This window comes from Actinomyces urogenitalis DSM 15434, from assembly GCF_000159035.1.
Lineage (GTDB): Bacteria > Actinomycetota > Actinomycetes > Actinomycetales > Actinomycetaceae > Actinomyces > Actinomyces urogenitalis.
In genome coordinates this window covers 275,971-293,608 of sequence record NZ_DS999575.1, presented here as the reverse complement: position 1 = coordinate 293,608, position 17,638 = coordinate 275,971, and the positions used below count along the sequence as shown (strand labels likewise).

The window sequence follows — 17,638 nt, the reverse complement described above, 5'->3', positions numbered from 1 at the left end:
CACCGGGGGTCTTTGTCCCGGCCGGGCGCCGCGACGTCGCGCTGCTGGCCCAGGCGCCCGGCGTCTTTGGCCACATGTCCGTACTGGAGAACGTGGCCTTCGGGCCACGCTGCCAGGGCATGCCTCGTGCCCGAGCCCGCGCCCTGGCCATGGCTGAGCTGGAGGCCGTGGGCGCCGCACACCTGGCTGGCCGCGGGGGCAGCGAGCTGTCGGGAGGCCAGGCGGCGCGAGTGGCTCTGGCCCGGGCGCTGGCCACACGGCCCGCCGTCCTGGTCCTCGACGAGCCCATGGCCGCCCTGGACGTGGACGCTCGCGCCCAGATGCGCGCCCTGGTGAGCCAACGTGTGGCTGAGGAAGGGCTGACCCTGCTCCTGGTGACCCATGACGTCGTGGACCTGACCTCGCTGGCCAGCGACGTCGTCGTCCTGGAGGAGGGGCACGTCGCCCAGCAGGGGCCGGTGGCACGCGTGCTGGCAGCCCCCGCGTCCGACTTTGCCGCCCAGCTGACCGGCACCGCGGTACTCGCCGGCACTCTTGACGGCGACGCCGACGCCCCGGCCCTCGTGCTCGGAGCCGGGTTGCGCCTGGTCGGCCGCCCGCAGGGGGACTGGGAGGGCGCGGCCGGAGGCGAGGGCGTCGCGCTCGTCCCGCCCGACGCCGTCGGCCTCTACCCGCTCAGCCAGAACGATCCGGGTGGGTCACCACGCAACCACCTGCCGGTGCGGGTCACTGGGCTGGAGAAGGCGGGGGCGATGGTCACCGTGCGCCTGGCCGTGGCCGGCCCGCAAGGCACGGACCAGCATCTGTCCGCCGTCGTGACCGCGGGGGCCGTGGCCGATCTTGGCATCGAGGTCGGTGCCTGCCTGAGCGCCGTGGTCAAGGCCGTCCAGGTCCGAATCCTCCCCGCGCCTGTCCCCTCCCCGTAGGCGCCTGCGCCAGCGCGCGGCAATGGTGGCCCCCGCAGTACCTGGTTCGCGCGATAAGCCCGCCATAGCCTGGAGGCGAGTCAGAACACGCCCCAATCTGAGGAGAACACGGTGACTGCGCAGTCTGCACCCACCATTCCCGACACCATGAAGGCCGTCATCATGCGCGCCCCCGGCGACATCGTCGTCGAGGAGGTCCCGGTCCCCCACGTCGCAGCGCCCGGCGACGCCGTCATCAAGCTGGCTGCCGCCTGCATCTGTGGCTCGGACCTGTGGCCCTTCCGTGGTCTGCAGCCGGTGGAGAACCAGCGCATGGGGCATGAGTACGTGGGCACCGTCGTCGAGGTCGGTGAGGAGGTCTCCACCCTCAAGGTCGGCGACTTCGTCATCGGCTCCTTCATGGTCTCTGACTCCACCTGTGAGATCTGCCAGGCAGGCTTCCCCTCGCACTGCGCCAACGCCGGTTCCTACACCGGCAGCCAGGCCGAGTACATGCGTATCGAGCAGGCGGACGGCACGCTCGTCGTCGTGCCCGGTGGGGCGCCGCAGGACCCCGAGCGCCTGGCCGACTACCTGGCCGCCTCCGACGTGCTGGGCACCGGCTGGTTCTCCGCCGTCGCCGCGCAGGCTGGCCCGGGCAAGACCATCGCGGTCGTAGGCGACGGCGCCGTGGGGCTGTCCGCGGTCCTGGCTGCCAAGACCCTGGGCGCGGAGAAGGTCATTGCCTTCTCCCGTCACGAGGACCGCGCCCAGCTCGCTCGCGAGTTCGGGGCCGACGTCGTCATCGCCGAGCGAGGCGAGGAGGGCGCGGCCAAGGTCAAGGAGCTGACCGGCGGCCTGGGCGCGCACGGCGTGTGCGAGGCCGTGGGAACCCAGGAGTCCATGGACCAGGCCCTGGCCTCCTGCCGCCCAGGCGGTTACGTCGGCTTCGTGGGCGTCTCCCACGACCAGAAGATCGACGGACAGGACCTGTTCTTCCGTCAGGTCCACCTGCTGGGCGGGCCGGCTCCGGTGCGCCGCTTCCTGCCTGATCTCATCCAGCGGATCCAGGCTGGCCAGATCCACCCCGGCAAGGTCTTCACCTCCCGCATTCCGCTGGAGCAGGCGGCCGAGGGCTACAAGGCCATGGACGAGCGCCGCGAGATCAAGGTGATGCTTGAGGTGTGACCCCTCCCGGTACACCTAGCGGTTATCCCCCCAACGGGTGGGCCGACGGCGCAGCGCAAGCGGCGGCGTCGGCCCACCTGCGCGCCCTGGCCACCTGCATGCCTGGCTGACTGGCGGCGGGCGATGCTACGGCAGCGTCCTCTACGATGAGCCGGGCGCCAGGACACAGGTGGCGCAGGAATTCGTGTCGGTGGCAGGCGGGAGGATCGGGCCATGAGTTACGTCGACCCCCGCGCAGTGCGCAAGGAACGCGGTGCCTTCTTCACGCCCGAGCCGATCGCCTCCTTCATCGCACGGTGGGCGCTGCGCGAGGGCAGCGATCGCGTGCTGGAGCCCTCGTGCGGGGAGGCTGTCTTCCTGCGCACCGCAGCCGCACGCCTGAGCGAGCTGGGAGGCGGCGGCCAGGAGTCCCAGCTGGTCGGGGTGGACCTGGACGCGGCCTCGGTTGACCGCGCACGGCGGCTCCTGGAGGCCGATGGCACCCAGGCACGTCTGAGCGTCGGGGACTTCTTTGACTTCCTCGCCCCCGCGCCGGTCCAGGCGGTCATCGGTAACCCGCCTTATATCCGCTACCAGGACTTTCGCGGACCTAGCCGTCTCAAGGCGCAGCGGGCGGCGCTCGCCCAAGGAGTCCGCCTGACCAACCTGGCCTCGTCCTGGGCCGCCTTCACCGTGCACGCCACCAGCTTCCTGGCCGAGGGTGGCCGGCTGGGACTCGTGCTTCCGGCCGAGCTGCTCAGCGTCAACTATGCCGCCGAGGTCCGCGAGTACCTGCTGCGCTCCTTCACGGCGGTGCGCCTGGTGCTGTTCACGCAGCGCGTCTTCCCCGACGTCCAGGAGGAGGTGGTCCTCCTCCTGGCTGAGGGCTTCTCCCACCACGGCCCCGGGGTCGATCACTTTGAGCTGGTCCAGCTGGCGAACCTGGCGGCCCTGGAGCGCAGCAGCGAGCCCAGCACCTGGCGCCCTCAGCGCCGCGGAGACCGCTGGACCCCGGCCCTGGCCTCCTCACCGGCCTACGCCCTGCTCACCGGCGGTCAGGCCAGCACGCTGCCTGCCGCGCAACCGGCCCAGGCGCGCCAGGTGCCGGTGATGACGCCTGAGGGCCCAGATGCCACCCCGCTCTTTGGCGAGCTGTCCACCTGGGGCAGGATCGCGCTGGGCGGGGTCAGCGGCGCCAACCACTTCTTTGCTCTCAGCCCGCAGCGTGCCAAGCAGGAGGGGCTGCGCAAGCAGGACCTTCTGCCGCTGAGCCCTCCGGGATCAACCCACCTGCGCTCCCTCGTTCTCGATGATCACGCCCTGGCCGCGCTGGGACGCTCAGGCGCGCGCACGCTCCTGTTCTCTCCCGCAGGCAGGCCCTCAGCGGCGGGACGGCGCTACATCGTCGCGGGCGAGGCCACCGGCGTCCACCAAGCCTACAAGTGCCGCGTGCGCTCACCGTGGTGGAGGGTCCCGCTGCCTGAGGTGGCGGACCTGTTCGTCACCTACATGAACAATGAGGCCGTGGCGCTGTGCGCCAATGAGGCCAGGGTCCACCACCTCAACTCCGTCCACGGCCTGTACCTCACTGAGGAGGCCAAGGGCATCGGGGCGCCGGTGCTGGCCCTCGCCGCCTCCAGCTCCGTGACGGCCCTGAGCGCGGAGCTGGTGGGCCGTTCCTACGGAGGAGGCCTGCTCAAGCTGGAGCCGCGAGAGGCCGCCCGGTTGGCCGTGCCCGCCCTGGCGTTGGTGCGTCGCCATCGCGAGGAGCTGGCGGCCTTCCTGCCCCAGGCGCGTCGCCTCCTGGCGCAGGCACAGCACGGCCAGGTACGCGAGCAGGTGGACGCCATCCTGAGCCTGGCGGACGTCGTCGGCGCCCAGGGCCTGGAGGAGCTGCGCTCCGCCCACCACCAGCTCGCCACCCGCCGTCGTTCACGAGCGAAGGGACCCCAGTGACTCAAGCACCCAGCACCGCCGCAGGCATCACGGTCCCGCCACGTGGCATCGCTCAGTATGACGCGCTTGTGGCCCAGGCACGCGCGCAGTCCCCGTGGCAGCTCAGTGGCCAGGCAGCGGCCGTCCCTGATCATCAGGCGTCCTCCACGCCGTTGGCGGGCCCGGCCATGCAGGACGCACGGCCCCGGGCACGCTACCTGCCTGACCTGGACCTGCTGGCCCGGATCCTGTCCGTCCCTGTCCGCGCCCAGGCCACGACCCAGAGCGGATTGCTCGGCAAAGGGCTGGACGCGTGGTTCGCGCACGAGTTCCGCCGCGCCGGCTTTGACCCGGACGCGGTCTGGCCCCGCGCCCAGGACCCGCGTGTGCTTCCCACCGACCTCACTGCGTTGCTGGAGGGGCTGCCCGCACCGCTGCGCCGCGAGCTAGAGCGACGCCTGGGCCGCATGCGCAGCGTCGCTCCCCAGGACGCTCGGATCCTCGGCCGTGCTTACACCAAGCAGGTCGACGTCGTCATGTCCTCCTGGCAGACCGGCCCCGAGCTCCTTCTGTCCACCAAGTCCCAGAGCGGTTCCTTTGGCAACAACCTCGCCAACCGTTTCGAGGAGGCCTACGGCGATGCCGGCAACCTGCGGGCGCGCTACCCTCTGGCGGCGGTGGGCTTCGCCTTCGTAGTCAGCGCGGCGATCCTGGCTGAGCCCACCCAGGTGGACAAGGCCGTGGACATGATGCTCAAGCTGCGTGACCGCGGGGACGGCAACGGCTACACGACCACCACCCTCATCTGCTACGAGCCGCTTCCCGGCGGCGAGGTCCGCCTGCGCCCGGAGGTCTTCCCCTCAGAGCTGGGCCCGGGTCCCTTCATGGAGGCCATGATCGACACCATCCTCCAGGCAGCCCCGTCCACCCGCCACGGCCGGGTGCGGGAGCTACGACGCCACGGCACAGCTACCCTCGGATCATGAGCCCGTCCGTCTCCCCCTCCCTCACCTCGCGCCGCTGGCGCGACGACCTCTACCTGGCCCACACCATCGCTGACCAGGTGGACCCCCTCACCCAGGCGCATTTCGAGCGCCAGGACTTCGAGGTTGAGACCAAGCCGGATCTCACCCCGGTCACCGAGGCGGACCGCGAGGCCGAGCAGCGCATCCGCGACTACCTGGCCCGGGCTCGCACTCGTGACTCCGTCTACGGGGAGGAGTTCGGCACCACCGGGCACTCTCCACGGCAGTGGGTCATTGACCCGATTGACGGCACGAAGAACTTCGTCCGTGGTGTGCCGGTGTGGGCCACGCTGCTGAGCCTGGTTGAGGACGGCGAGGTGGTCCTCGGACTGGTCTCAGCCCCGGCACTGGGCAGGCGCTGGTGGGCGGTCAAGGACGGCGGAGCCTGGAGCGGCCGCTCGTTGTCCTCAGCCCGGCGTCTACACGTGTCAGCGGTCTCGGAGATGGCCGACGCCTCACTGTCCTACTCCTCGCTGTCCGGCTGGGCCGCGCAAGGCAGGCTGCGCGGGATGCTCGGTCTCATGCAGTCCTGCTGGCGCACGCGCGCCTACGGCGACTTCTGGTCCTACATGCTGGTGGCCGAGGGCGCCGTCGATCTGGCGGCAGAGCCGGAGCTGGAGCTGTATGACATGGCGGCCCTGGTCCCCATCGTCACCGAGGCAGGGGGTCGCTTCACCTCCCTGGACGGTCAGGACGGCCCATGGGGCGGCAACGCCGTGGCCTCCAACGGACTTGTGCACACTGAGGCCCTGGCCTGCCTGTCTCAGGCCACCGACCCCGTCTGACGCTGCACGGCATCAACCGGTCAACGCGGCACGACCACCTGGGCCAGGAAGGCGTTCTCCTCGGCTTGGCGCTCGTACCCCTGCGTGTCCGCAGTGCAGCGCGGGCACCAGTGGCCTGCATGCAGCACCAGCACAGGACTCGCCGTGAACTCATGCCCCTGGCAGCAGCGCCAGGTCAGCAGCCGCCTGGCCTGCCCGGCCACCACGTCCGCGCTCAGCAGCTCTCCTCCGTGGAAGGCCGCCGCCTGCCGGTAGAGCGAAGCGTCCCACTGACGCATCCCCACGGACTCGTCGTATCCGTGGTCGAGGTAGCTGGGCCGGCGCGAGGGCGCGGGTACCACGAAACCTGACCAGTCCCCGATCTCCTCCCACGCCTGCCGTGAGCCGAAGAACGCCCGCACGGCCCGCTCGTCGCCGTCGTGCAGGGCCCGCAGCGTGCCACGCGGCGCCCGCGCCATCGGGCCCGTGACAAGGGCGCGGACCAACCAGCCCGGCCACAAGCCGGCCCTGCGCACGACCCACGGCGAGGCAGCCACGCACCGCGCGATCGCCGTCGTCGGGTCCTCGCTGCGGAAGGGGACGATCTGCTCCAGGGCGTCAGAGTCCGTGAACCAGTGCCCGTGGAAGCTGCCGGTAGCGAACCAGTTCCGCTCATACCACTGGCTGATCCCCCGTGCCCCCATCGCGCGAGCCAGACGAGTCAGGATCTCCCAGTTCGTCAGCCGCCAGGCCCGGCCACCACCGACGTTGTGCACGCGTGCGAACAGGCTCTCGTCGCACTCCCCCAGGGCGATCCTGGTCAGCAACCGCGCTGAGTCGAGGTCCGAGACCCACTCGATGACCCCGTCGAGAGGAACGTGGAGGGCGATGGGATCACGCTGGCGCAGGACCGCGGGAGACAGCATCCCGGTCTGTCTCAGCCACGTCCAGCGAGGCAGGCCAGAGTCCACCAGGATCCGCTCGGCGGCGATCTTGGACTGGGTGTACAGGTCCATGTCCGAGGCGCGCAGCGGGTCGCCCACGCGCCCCCAGTGCACCGGCTGGGGACGCGGGCCGGTCTGTGCCACCGAGCCGACCCCGACCACGGTCACCCTGCTCGGGTCGGGCAGCGCCTTGACCCCGGCCACGATATTGCGCATCGTCCCCACGTTGACTCGCCGCGTGCGCACCGGGTCCTGGTCCGCCGCCGGCGAGACCATGCCGCCCAGGTGCACGACGAGGTCAGCCTCAGTCACCAGACGGGCCATGAGGGGTGCGTCCGTGAGGTCACCGCGCACCACCCTGACGGCGCCAGGCTCGCCGATCTCCTCCGCGGCGGCGTCCTGATCGCGCGTGGGCAGAACGAGTGCGGTGATGGCAAGGTGGTCAGCATGCTGCCTCAACGCCGTCAGCGTCACTCGCCCCCAGGCGCCGGTAGCGCCCGTCAGCAAGATCCGACGGCGTCCCTCGCCCCATGCAGGGCCCTCAAGACTGGTTTGACTCACCACGACTCGCTCCCGGGAGGGGCCCTTCAGGTTGCTGGGCCTCGCCCGCACCCCCTTCCAGGGTATGCCGACGGGAGCGAGGTGAGGCGGGCACCACGACCTTCCTGAGGTACGCCACCACGCCAGGCCGGTAGCCTCGTGCCAGCCCTACCACCTCACGCTGGGAGCGTCATGAACTGGCTGCACGCCGTCATCCTCGGCATCGTCGAGGGCATCACGGAGTTTCTTCCGGTCTCCTCGACCGGGCACCTCAACATCGCGGAGAAGCTGCTCGGCTATGACATCAACACCGTGGGCATGACCGCCTTCACCGCGGTTATCCAGGTCGGGGCGATCCTGGCGGCAGTGGTCTACTTCTGGCGCGACATCGTGAGGATCGTGGGTGCGTGGATCGCGGGCCTGGCCCACGCTGAGCGCCGCAGCAACCCGGACTACGTCCTGGGATGGGGCATCATCCTGGGCTCGGTGCCGGTGGCCGTGATCGGCCTGGCGTTCAAGGACTTCATTGAGGTCACCTCCCGCTCCCTGTGGGTCATCGCCGCGGCACTGATCGTGTGGAGCGCGGTGATGTGGCTGGCGGACCGTCGCTCTAGCGCCCCCGGTGCCGCACACGCCACCACGGGCAAGGGCATGGAGCAGGTCGGGGTCAAGGACGCGCTCATCATCGGCCTCTTCCAGGCGCTCGCGCCGATCTTCCCGGGCATCTCGCGCTCCGGGGCCACGATCTCGGCCGGGTTGTTCCTACGCTTTGACCGGGTCACGGCGACTCGGTTGTCCTTCTACATGGGCATCCCGGCCCTCGTGGCTGCAGGCGCCCTGGAGGCTGTCACCGCGGCCTCGGAAATCTCCGCCGAGGTCGGATGGACGCCCACCCTGTTGGCTACTGTCACCAGTGGCGTCGTGGCCTATGCGACGATCGCCTGGCTGCTGCGCTTCGTCTCCGCCAACAAGTTCACCAGCTTCTTGGTCTACCGCGTGGCGCTGGGCCTGGTCATCATCGTCCTGGTGGCCACGGGGACGGTCGCTGCCTGAGCCTGTCCGTAGAGCGGCCCCGGCGGTCTCGTGCACGGATACGTGTCGCACCCCTGTGAGAGGGTGCGTCCATGCGGATCCTGCACACCTCAGACTGGCACCTCGGACGTACCTTCCACGGCCGAGTCCTCGATGATGCCCACGCCACCTTCGCGGACCACCTCGTCGAGCTCGTTGAGGCGGAGTCAGTCGACGCCGTCGTCATCGCCGGGGACGTGTATGACCGCGCCATCCCGCCCACGGACTCCGTTCGGCTGCTCAATGACACCCTCAACCGCCTCACGGACCGCACGCAGGTGGTGCTCGCGCCGGGCAACCACGACTCCGCCCAGCGCCTGGGCTTCGGCTCGGCGCTCTTCCGCCCGTCCCTGGCCGTGCGCGCGCAGGTGGCTGAGGTAGATCAGCCGGTCATCGTGCCCGATCCGGACGGCGGAGACGGCCTGCTGGTCTACGCCCTGCCCTACCTCGATCCGGACGCGACCCGCGGGGTCCTGCCAGCACTCCTGAGCGAGCGGACAGGAGAGGTCTGGGCAGACCCAGAGGACTCTGAGGAACCCGCAGCCGGGGAGCCAGCTGGACCGCCACAACCTGCGCGCCTGGCTCGCAGCCACGAGGCCGTGGTCAGTGGGGCGCTGCGCCTGGTGGGCCAGGACCTGGCCCGACGGCGTGCCGCCAGCAGGACGCGCGTGCCGGTGGTGGTCATGGCCCACGCCTTCGTCGTCGGTGGGCAGGCCTGTGAGGACTCCGAGCGGGACATCCGCGTCGGCGGGGTGGACAGCGTGCCCTCCGAGGTCTTTGAGACCCTGGGCGGGTCTGCGGTCGCCGACTCCAGCGGCGGGCTGGACTACGTGGCACTCGGGCACCTCCACCGTCCCCAGGAGATCCACCTTCCGCAGCGCCCGAGCGCGGGATCGGGCGCATCGGCGCGTCCCCGCCTGGTCTACTCCGGCAGTCCTCTGCCGTTCTCCTTCTCCGAGGCCCCGTGGCCCAAGTCCTCGGTCCTGGTGGACCTGACGGCCGAGGGCGTGACGAGGCTCGAGCGGATCCCCACGCCAGTGGCGCACCGCATCGAGACGGTCACCGGCACCATGGAGGAGCTGGAAGGCCCCGCCTTCGACTACGCCGTAGGAGCCTGGGTACGTGCCATCGTGCGCGGTCCCCTGCCGCTGGGCGCTCCCGCGCGCCTGCGCCAGCGTTTCGGTGAGGTGCTGGCCATCGCCCGGCAGGATGATGGCCAGGCTCCCCGCCAGGCAGCGAGCGTGACCAGGGCCGCTGATCCCCTGGAGGTGGCTCATGAGTTTCTTCACGCCGCGGCGCAGAGCGAACCGACTGCCGCTGAGCAGCTGGTCCTCACCCAGGCCTATGAGGCCGTTCTCGCAGCGAGGAGGAGCGCCTGATGCGCCTGCACCGCCTGACGATGACTGCCGTTGGACCTTATCCCGGCACCGAGGTCATCGATTTTGACCGCTTCGCCGCCTCCGGGCGGTTCCTGCTCACAGGGCCTACGGGCGCCGGCAAGACGACGATCATCGACGCCATCGTCTTCGCCCTGTACGGGGACGTGGCCGGGGACAAGGACTCCTCCAAGGACCGTATCCGCTCCCGTCTGGCCGGTCCCGGCACCGAGACCGTCGTCGAGCTGGTCTTCTCCACCTCCGCCGGCACCTACCGTGTGCGCCGCACCCCGGCCTACGAGAGGCTCAAGCTGCGCGGCAGCGGAACCACCACGCAAAAGGCCTCGCTCAAGGTCTGGCGGCTTACTGACCCTGCCGGCCGGCCGAGCCAGGACGCTGCTCTGCGCCCGGATGAGGCCGGAGCGGAGCTGCTACGCGCCATCGGGCTGAGCCGTGAGCAATTCACCCAGACCATCGTGCTGCCTCAGGGCAAGTTCGCGACCTTCCTACGTGCCTCGTCTGACGAGCGTCACAAGCTCCTGCGTGACGTCTTTGGCACACGGGTCTATGACGAGCTTCAGGAGGAGCTGCGTCGCCGCTCCCTGGCGGCGCGAGGGCAGGTCGAGCAGTCGCATCAGCGTCTGCTCGCCGCTGCTGAGGCCTTCGCCGAGGTTATCTCGCCCGAGGAGGCCGACCAGCACAGTCCGGAGCGCACGGCGTCCCAGCAGGCGGGGGCAAGCGAGGCATCGCCGTCCCCGAGCGCACCAGAGGAGGCGGAGGCGCTCCACCCCACCGCCGCCGAGCGGCTGCGTCGCGCCGTCGAGGCTGCCACGCCCGGCCAGGAGGTGATCATCGAGATCACCTCGTCGGTGACCGGGCAGACGGCGGCGCGGCTGCGCGAGGCCCAGGACGAAGTCGCCTGCGCACAGCGCAGGCGTGAGACGGCACGTGGGGCGCTGGATAAGGCCCAGGCGCTGACCGAACTGCTGGCACAGCGTCGCGCTCTCCTCCAGGCTCACGATGAGCTGGAGGCTGGCGCTCAGGACGCCGCCCTGACTGCCCGCACCCTGGAGCTGGCCCAGCGGGCGGCCTCGGTGGCAGTCATGGTCGAGCGAGCCCGCAAGGATGCTGAGGCTGCCAGCCAGGTCCTGACGCAGGAGCCTGGCCAGCAGCCGCAGGACGAGGCCACGACCGTGCTCCTCGCCCAGGCGCTCAGTGAGTGCGAGCAGGCCCTGGGCACGGTGCGCGACTGGGACCAGGTGGCGCACGCCCCGCAGCCGGGCACCGCTCTCCAGCTACCAGCCTCCGACCGTCTGCTCGCGCACCTGGAGGCGCAGGCGCGCGAGCAACGCGACCAGGCCGCCGCCCTGGCGGAGGCCGAGGCCACGGAGTCCCAGGTCTCTGGTCGCCGCGAGCACCTGGACGCCCTGCGCCAGGAGCAGGAGCGTCAGTCCGAGCAGACCGAACAGACCCGTCAGGCGCTGGCCTCGCTTCCGCAGCGCGGCGAACAGCTACGTGCGCTCCTGGCCACGGCGCACCAGGCCCAGGAGCGCCTGCCCGACCTTCGCTCCGCCTACGAGGCCGCCGGGCGCCGGGCCGAGGCTGCCGAGCAGGCTCAGCCCGTCTCCACCGCGCTCGCTCAGGCCCGGGAGTGCGCCGAACAGGCCCGCAAGGAGGCTGACGCAGTTGAGAAGCAGGCCCACGCCCTGCGCAGCGCCTGGATCAACGCCACCTCGGCATCCCTGGTCGGAGAACTCTCACCAGGCCAGCCGTGTCCCGTATGCGGCTCGTCCGAGCATCCACACCCTGCCTCCGCCGTCGCCGAGCCCGTCTCACGCGCGGACCTGGACGCCGCCGACCAGTCCTCGGCTCGCGCCCGCCAGAACCTGGAGGCTGCCCGCGCCGAGGTCACAGCTCTCCAGGCCCGGCTCACCCAGCTTTCCGCCGCAGCCGAGGGCCGCTCGCCCGAGCAGGCAGCAGCGCAGCTCACCGCTGCGCGCACGGCCCTGACCGGAGCCCAGGAGGAGGCCGAACCACGCACGCGCCTGCAGGAGGAGCTGGACTCACTGACAGCACGAGAGTCCGAGCTCCGCCAGCAGCTGAGCGAGCACAAGGAGGCAGCCGCAGCCACAGCCGCCACGCTCGCCTCCGAGCAGCAAGCACTAGACCGTGACCTGGAGCAGATCGCGACGGCACGAGGTACCTACACCACCGTGGCGTCGCGGCGCGCCGAGCTCGGGCGCCTCGCGCAGGTGGCTGAGGCCTTGACGGCCCACTGGCGCACGATCGGCGCACTCGTGCAGACCTCACGCAGCTCCCAGCAGGACCTCGCAGGCGAGATGACCAAGGCCGGCTTCAGCTCTCGTACTGGTCTGGAGGCGGCACGGCGCTCAGAGGCTGAGGTGAAGCATCTGTCCAGCCTCGTGCGCGAGCGCGACGCCGAGGCGGCGCGCGTGCGCGCAGGCCTGGCCCGTCCGGAGATCAGCATGCTCACGGGCCAGGAGGAGCCCGGGCTCGAGCAGGCCCGGACGGTCCTGGCCGAGGCCGAACAGGCCTGGCAGTCCGCGGTCTCACAGCACGCCAGCGTCCAGGCACAGGCTGAGTCTGTGCGTACGCGTGCGCGCCGCCTGCGCCAGGCCGCAGCCGATCTGACCACCGTGGTCGGGGACAACGCCGCCCTCCTCCACGTGGCGGCGCTGGCGGCGGGTGAGAACCCCGAGGCTACGCCGCTGGCCACGTGGGTCCTGACCGAACGATTCAAGGACGTGCTCACCTTCGCCAACCACCGCTTAGAGACCATGTCCGGCGGACGCTACGAGCTCATCCAGGTGGACGAGGAAAAGAACAGCGCCCGCCGGCGGGGCCTGGGCATGGGCGTCCTGGACCGCCTTGGCGGGGAACGGACTCGTGACCCACGCACCCTGTCCGGAGGCGAGACCTTCTACGTCTCCCTCGCCCTGGCCCTAGCCCTGGCGGACGTCGTGGCCACCGAGTCCGGCGGGATCCTCATGGAAACCCTCTTCGTGGACGAGGGCTTCGGCTCCTTGGACCCCCAGACCCTCCAGGACGTCCTCAACGAGCTCGGCCAGCTCCAGCAGGGCGGGCGCACGGTCGGCATCGTCAGCCACGTCGAGGAGCTGCGCCGTCAGATCCCCGACCAGGTCAGGGTCACCGCAACGCCTGAGGGCTCACGACTGACAGTCGTGGCCTCCTAGGCCACCTCAACCGAGCTGGGACGCCAGGTGCCCTCGCTCGGAGACGTCGAACCACAGTAGGTCAGCATCCGCGGCACGCTCAAAGGCCTCCTCGTCCCCGGTGCGAGCCAGCCGGACGTCAGACTCAGCCTCAACGTCGTCAACGAGGAGGGCGGCGACGTCGTCCCAGCTGACCGGGACCGTCACCTCCACCGTCCCGGGCAGGGTGTCCCCCTCGACCGCCAGCTCACGCAGGTCAGCGGGGTCAACGTCAGCCGCCACCACCACACGGCGGTCCGCAAGCCCGCTAGCCTCCGGCTCCGCCAGACGTACCAGGGAGGAGTCCGCGGCGCACAGGCTCGCCGAGACCTCCAGGCCCTCCTCGTCCTCCTCCGGCAGGGCGGCGACCAGGGCCTGCGTTGCCGCATGGGCCGTGCGGGGGCTGATCTCTGCAGCGGACAGGTCGGCGGCTGTGGCCGGCAGGTAGATGCGCATGGCACCAGTGTGCCCTGCTATGAGGCGGGACGGCGGTTACGGCGCAGTCCCTGTGTCACGCCGTGAGGCTCTGGCTGGCGTTGCCTGACGCCAACCAGAGCCCCACGGTCACGCCCCCAGCTCAGGCCCGGCGACGTCGCAGCACGATCCCGCCCAGGACGAGGGCGAGGGCACTGACGCCCAGGAGGGTACTCGCGCCGGTGCGCGCCAGACCCGTCCGGCCCGCGGCCGCCCCTCCCCTGGCCTGGGCTGAGCCCTTGGAGCTGTGGGCCTCGCCCTTCGGCGAGCCGGCACCCTCGGCACAGCCTTGAGAGGAGTCACCGCTGCCCGATGCCTCCACGGCACCGGAGTCCACTGCCCCGGAACCGGAGCCGCCACCTGCACCGGCTGAACCACCGGTGGAGCCTGAACCTGCGTCTGTTGTCCCGTTCCCGGTGCCCGAGCCGCTGCCCGGATCCTGCGGCTTCTCACCCTCGCCTCCAGGGGCGGGCTGCTCCGGCTCGTCGTCCTGCCGGCCTCCGGTGCCAGCGAAGACCGAGTACTGGATGATGCCGCCTTCCTGAGCGAGGAGCGCCTGCTCCTGAGCGGCCCGGGCGCTGGCGCCCTACCCCAGGTCCCTGCTCACGGCGAACCAGCCGTAAGGCGTTCCCTCCGTCAGCCCACTCCACGCTCGCCGGCTGGCCGGACTCGTGGCGCACGGTCCCAATCAGCCGGTCGCTCGGGGTCAGTCCCAGCAGGGTGTCCGTGGTCAGGCTCGTGGTCCGTCCGTGGAAGGCGATCGGCAGCCGCAGGTCGTCCTCGGTGCCGTTGTAGCGCTTCTTCGTGTCGTACTCGCTGGCCCCGAAGTTGTCGAGGTAGGCGGAGTAGGTGTCCACGCTCATCTGCCCGGCCTTGAGGTCGAACTGAAGAAGGCGGAAGAAGGAGGAACCGAACCGCAGGCCGGTGTTCTTCCCGTAGCCACCGATCCTCGTCAGCCCCAGGTCGTCGGAACCGATCTCGTAGAACTGGTAGTCAGCGAGCAGCTCGGCGACGTTGTGCCCCGCGCTGCCCACGTCCTTGCGCACCATGATGCTCACCCCGCGCTCGTGACCGGACAGGACCAAGGCCACATTGGGGTTGTCGGCGATCACCAGGTCGTTGATGATCTCGCCGTCGTGAGACAGCTTGGTACCGCGCCCATCCGGGCTGGAGGAGTACGCGTGGTAGGCGTGGGTGGATGATCGCGTTGCGGGTGGAGTACTGCTTGAGGACGCTGGAGGCCCACTGCGCCTCCTCCGGCGTCACGTCGTAGCCCAGGTTGACGGTGACGAAGTCCTGACCGCCAGCGGAGAACAGGTTGTAGCTGTTCTGGTTGTCCCCCTCCTTCCACGGGTGGTACTGCGCGCCCGCGGCCTTCCAGGACTCAGAGGCCGCCAGGGCATGGTAGCGCTCAGGACCGAAGTAGTCGTTGTAGACGCTGGTCTCTCCGACGTCGCCGCCTGCGAGGTTGTCATCGTTACCAGGAAGGATGGCGTGGGGAACGCCGGTGTCCTCCAGCAGTTTCTGGGTCTGGGAGGCGAACTCGAGCTGCTTGCGCGCCCGCGCCTCATCACTCGCCCCGCCGTTCCAGTTCTCGATGATGTCACCGGTGTGGGCCACGAAGGCGATCTTGCGCGTGGCGGCGTTGTCCGCCAGCCACTGGTAGGAGTCACGGTAGGCCTCGTCCCACTGGCTGCGCTCGGCCTGCCCTCGCCACACCACTCGCTGGCCGGGGCGGGCGTAGTCAATCTCGCCGACCAGCACCGGAAGCTCACTGGTGGCCGGTGCCTGTGCCGTGCGTTCGTCGTCGGGGCTCAACGGGTCCTCCAGGGCAGCAGCGTCCTGGACCTGGATATCGGCGGCCACGCTCTGCCCATCGAAGTCGGCCACGTGGATCCAACCCTGGCGCAGGGAACCGGCGGTGGCGACGTCGCCCGCAATGAAGGTGGTCTGGAGCCCCGCACCGCTGGGGTTGGTGGCCCTGGCGGTCAGAAGTGCCGTCCCCTGCCCGGACTGCTGCGTGACGCCGTCGGCTGTAGGGATGGAGGAGGAGGCGAAGGTGACGGCACCCTCGATCGCCTCGCCCAGGGCGTCGGTACCGGTGTAGGTGATGGTGTGCTCACCTCCAGCCAGTCCCTGGCCGATCGTTTGTCCCAGCTGGATCGGGCTGCCGTCCAGGGCGTAGTTGAGCTCGCCGGCCAGCAGCTGAGGGTGGTCAACCGTGCCCTCGAAGGTCACGGGGCCTCCAGGTGGGCTCCGGTGGCAGGGCTGGAGGCCGTGAAGCTCACCTGGTCCGTGGTACGCGAGGCGAAGGCCTGGGCGTAAAGTGCCTCGACCTCCGGGGCGCTGACGGCGCGGCTGAAGACACCGGCGTGCGCCAGGCTCACCGTGCCATTGAACTGTGGGTCGCCGGTGGAGGAGGTGTCTGCCCCGATGAAGAGCTTCCGCGTGGCAGGCTTGGGGGCGGTGATCGTGCCCGCCCAGGTCGAGGTCTGTGCGACCTTGCGACCGTTGAGGTAGAGGATGAGGTCGTTGCCGTCCCACACGCCTACTGCGTGGTACCACTGGCCGGCACGGATATCGACGCCCGGCCCGAAGTACCGGGTCTTCTTCTCCTCGTTGGTGACGTTGACCATCATCTTCAGCGTCGAGCCGTAGATGGTCAGGGAGTAACCACCCGCCTCCTTCGCAGCGCAGAAGTTGCCGGTCGTCTCCTCGGATCCGCCCGGCAGCGGCGCGTCAAAGCGGAAGGTGCACTCGATCGTCACCTGCTGGGCCGTGGCCTCGTAGCCGTCTAGGTAGTCGTAGCCGATGGCGTTGGAGCCGTCGAAGCCCATCACCGGCCGTCCCAGTGCCTCGTCGGTGGACACAGGGGCTTGCGGGCCGTAGACCGTGACGGTGCGGCCACTGGCACGGTCCTGGGTTCCCTCGTCGACGTCCAGGACGTCGGGAACCGGCGCCTCAACCTGCGGCTCGGGCAGCGAGGGGCGGGCGGCGGAGAGGGCTGAGTGGGAGACGGGCAGGGCGGTCGACGGCGTGGCGCTGGCGGCAGGCAGGGCGCCCAGCGTCAGCGCCACCGCGAGCGAGAGGGAGGGGACCAGGACGGTCCGGGTGGTACGGGGCATGACGTGTCAGCTCTCCTCGGGAGGGAAACTCGGGACTCACTGGCGCGCCGTCGGACCTCGCCGGACGGCGATGTGACGGGCGCCTCGTCATGTATACGCAGCCCCGGCAAGCAGGTAGCGAGCAGGACGTGTCCCCCACCACAACGGTGAGCGGCCTAGCCGACCCTCCAGCGCACGAGGGGTAACCAGCCGCTGTGCGCGGGCTGGGTCACGGCCGTCCTGGGAGATGCCTGCCTAGGTCAGCGACCGCGTCCGCCAGGTCAGCCAGGCGGGGACCGCCCGGCTCCTGCACGGCCCACGCCCGGGGCACGCCGGCGCAGGGTCACAGGCGGCGGGAGCCAGGTGGTTGACCAGGCCGGTCAGTGCCAGACCAAGCGGGCTGTCCGCATCGTCCTCCAGCACGCTGCGTCCGTGCCTGAGCGCACGGTCCACCTGCGGCCCCTCGGGCAGGAGGACCAGCTCCTCCGAGCCAACCCTGTCCGCCAGAACCCGACGCACGGCCCGGGCAGGGTCTGGCCCGGCGCTGGCGGGACGCACCCGGTTGACCACAACCTGGAGCCGTCCCCTGACTGCCTCCATCTGCCGCAGGCCCGTCAGCAGCTGGGTCAGCCTGCGCATGCCGACGGCGTCAGCCTGCCCGACGACGACGATGACGTCCGCCTGGCGCAGGAGGGAGGCCACCAGCGCTCCTCGGCCCGGTTCCAGGGTGTAGGAGTCCACCTCCTCCTCAACCTCCCCGCCGGCCACGTCCACCACCGTCCAGGCCGCCAGGTGCCGACTCAGTTCCCACACGTGCTCCATAGCCACTGGCGGCAGCTCACGCCATCTCCCCGCACGCCCCACCCCGCCAAGGACGCGCTCTCCCGGGCCGACGGGCACGAGGAGGGCCGCGAGCGCCTCCTGGTCCAAGGTGCTACGTGAAGCCAGGCGGGCAGCCGTGGCGACGGAGGCAGGCTGCTCACCCAGGCCGAGAACCTGGTTGAGGCTCGGGGCCTGGACGTCGGCGTCGACCAGGATGGAGCCGCCTCGCTGTGCCAGGGCATGTGCCAAGGCAGCCGCGACGGTGGTCCGGCCCGGTG

14 protein-coding genes are annotated in these 17,638 nt (G+C 70.5%); 8 read left to right on the top strand and 6 right to left on the bottom strand.

The window, feature by feature from the left end:
- The 5 genes from HMPREF0058_RS07220 to hisN all read left to right on the top strand — a co-directional run.
- Window positions 1-926 (top strand): ATP-binding cassette domain-containing protein (locus HMPREF0058_RS07220; RefSeq protein WP_006549100.1); only part of this gene is annotated, 926 nt, incomplete at its 5' end.
- Between the two features lie 147 nt (window positions 927-1,073).
- Window positions 1,074-2,093, top strand: a complete 1,020-nt coding sequence (locus tag HMPREF0058_RS07215; RefSeq protein WP_048684907.1) for a zinc-binding dehydrogenase — start codon at window positions 1,074-1,076, stop codon at window positions 2,091-2,093.
- Between the two features lie 213 nt (window positions 2,094-2,306).
- Entirely contained in the window at window positions 2,307-4,028 is a 1,722-nt protein-coding gene (locus HMPREF0058_RS13370) for an N-6 DNA methylase (protein ID WP_006549098.1), read from the top strand.
- Complete coding sequence (locus tag HMPREF0058_RS12355; protein ID WP_006549097.1) at window positions 4,025-4,993, top strand: hypothetical protein; 969 nt, start codon at window positions 4,025-4,027, stop codon at window positions 4,991-4,993. Before HMPREF0058_RS13370 ends, HMPREF0058_RS12355 begins: the two co-directional genes overlap by 4 nt.
- Window positions 4,990-5,817 (top strand): histidinol-phosphatase, encoded by an 828-nt coding sequence (hisN, locus tag HMPREF0058_RS07200; RefSeq protein ID WP_006549096.1) that lies wholly within the window; start codon window positions 4,990-4,992, stop codon window positions 5,815-5,817. The genes HMPREF0058_RS12355 and hisN overlap by 4 nt, the downstream gene beginning before the upstream one ends.
- A gap of 20 nt (window positions 5,818-5,837) precedes the next feature.
- On the opposite strand, the gene HMPREF0058_RS07195 is transcribed toward hisN, so the two are convergent.
- Window positions 5,838-7,301: an NAD-dependent epimerase/dehydratase family protein gene (locus HMPREF0058_RS07195; RefSeq protein ID WP_081449211.1), complete on the bottom strand. Its 1,464-nt coding sequence runs from the start codon at window positions 7,299-7,301 to the stop codon at window positions 5,838-5,840.
- Between the two features lie 171 nt (window positions 7,302-7,472).
- Here HMPREF0058_RS07195 and HMPREF0058_RS07190 point away from each other — a divergent pair, with 171 nt between their 5' ends.
- From HMPREF0058_RS07190 to HMPREF0058_RS07180, 3 genes are all read left to right on the top strand, one after another.
- Complete coding sequence (locus tag HMPREF0058_RS07190; protein WP_006549094.1) at window positions 7,473-8,333, top strand: undecaprenyl-diphosphate phosphatase; 861 nt, start codon at window positions 7,473-7,475, stop codon at window positions 8,331-8,333.
- A gap of 71 nt (window positions 8,334-8,404) precedes the next feature.
- A complete protein-coding gene (locus HMPREF0058_RS07185; RefSeq protein ID WP_006549093.1) occupies window positions 8,405-9,730 on the top strand; it encodes a metallophosphoesterase family protein in 1,326 nt (441 codons plus the stop codon).
- Window positions 9,731-9,750: 20 nt separating this feature from the next.
- Window positions 9,751-12,942 carry an AAA family ATPase gene (locus HMPREF0058_RS07180; protein ID WP_169305824.1) on the top strand — a complete coding sequence of 1,064 codons (3,192 nt, stop codon included), beginning with the start codon at window positions 9,751-9,753 and terminating at the stop codon, window positions 12,940-12,942.
- Window positions 12,943-12,948: 6 nt separating this feature from the next.
- Here the strand turns inward: HMPREF0058_RS07180 and HMPREF0058_RS07175 are convergent, their stop codons facing one another.
- The 5 genes from HMPREF0058_RS07175 to HMPREF0058_RS07150 form a co-directional block, all read right to left on the bottom strand.
- On the bottom strand, window positions 12,949-13,416 hold the full coding sequence (locus tag HMPREF0058_RS07175) for a DUF6912 family protein (protein WP_034236599.1): 468 nt from the start codon (window positions 13,414-13,416) through the stop codon (window positions 12,949-12,951).
- Between the two features lie 467 nt (window positions 13,417-13,883).
- On the bottom strand, window positions 13,884-14,483 hold the full coding sequence (locus tag HMPREF0058_RS07165) for a metallophosphoesterase family protein (RefSeq protein WP_006549090.1): 600 nt from the start codon (window positions 14,481-14,483) through the stop codon (window positions 13,884-13,886).
- Window positions 14,428-15,672 carry a metallophosphoesterase family protein gene (locus tag HMPREF0058_RS07160; protein WP_006549089.1) on the bottom strand — a complete coding sequence of 415 codons (1,245 nt, stop codon included), beginning with the start codon at window positions 15,670-15,672 and terminating at the stop codon, window positions 14,428-14,430. The genes HMPREF0058_RS07165 and HMPREF0058_RS07160 overlap by 56 nt, the downstream gene beginning before the upstream one ends.
- Window positions 15,669-16,559 carry a LamG domain-containing protein gene (locus HMPREF0058_RS07155; protein WP_006549088.1) on the bottom strand — a complete coding sequence of 297 codons (891 nt, stop codon included), beginning with the start codon at window positions 16,557-16,559 and terminating at the stop codon, window positions 15,669-15,671. The genes HMPREF0058_RS07160 and HMPREF0058_RS07155 overlap by 4 nt, the downstream gene beginning before the upstream one ends.
- Before the next feature lie 234 nt (window positions 16,560-16,793).
- The coding region (locus tag HMPREF0058_RS07150; protein WP_006549087.1) for a CpaE/TadZ family protein at window positions 16,794-17,638 on the bottom strand (845 nt) is incomplete at its 5' end.

Excerpts from the sequence above, each read along its gene's own strand:
- HMPREF0058_RS07215 (WP_048684907.1), top strand. The coding sequence starts at position 1,074 with ATGAAGGCCGTCATCATGCGCGCCCCCGGCGACATCGTCGTCGAGGAG.
- hisN (WP_006549096.1), top strand. The coding sequence starts at position 4,990 with ATGAGCCCGTCCGTCTCCCCCTCCCTCACCTCGCGCCGCTGGCGCGAC.
- HMPREF0058_RS07165 (WP_006549090.1), bottom strand. The coding sequence starts at position 14,483 with ATGGTGCGCAAGGACGTGGGCAGCGCGGGGCACAACGTCGCCGAGCTG.
- HMPREF0058_RS07190 (WP_006549094.1), top strand. The coding sequence starts at position 7,473 with ATGAACTGGCTGCACGCCGTCATCCTCGGCATCGTCGAGGGCATCACG.
- HMPREF0058_RS13370 (WP_006549098.1), top strand. The coding sequence starts at position 2,307 with ATGAGTTACGTCGACCCCCGCGCAGTGCGCAAGGAACGCGGTGCCTTC.
- HMPREF0058_RS07180 (WP_169305824.1), top strand. The coding sequence starts at position 9,751 with ATGACTGCCGTTGGACCTTATCCCGGCACCGAGGTCATCGATTTTGAC.
- HMPREF0058_RS07185 (WP_006549093.1), top strand. The coding sequence starts at position 8,405 with ATGCGGATCCTGCACACCTCAGACTGGCACCTCGGACGTACCTTCCAC.
- HMPREF0058_RS07175 (WP_034236599.1), bottom strand. The coding sequence starts at position 13,416 with ATGCGCATCTACCTGCCGGCCACAGCCGCCGACCTGTCCGCTGCAGAG.
- HMPREF0058_RS07155 (WP_006549088.1), bottom strand. The coding sequence starts at position 16,559 with ATGCCCCGTACCACCCGGACCGTCCTGGTCCCCTCCCTCTCGCTCGCG.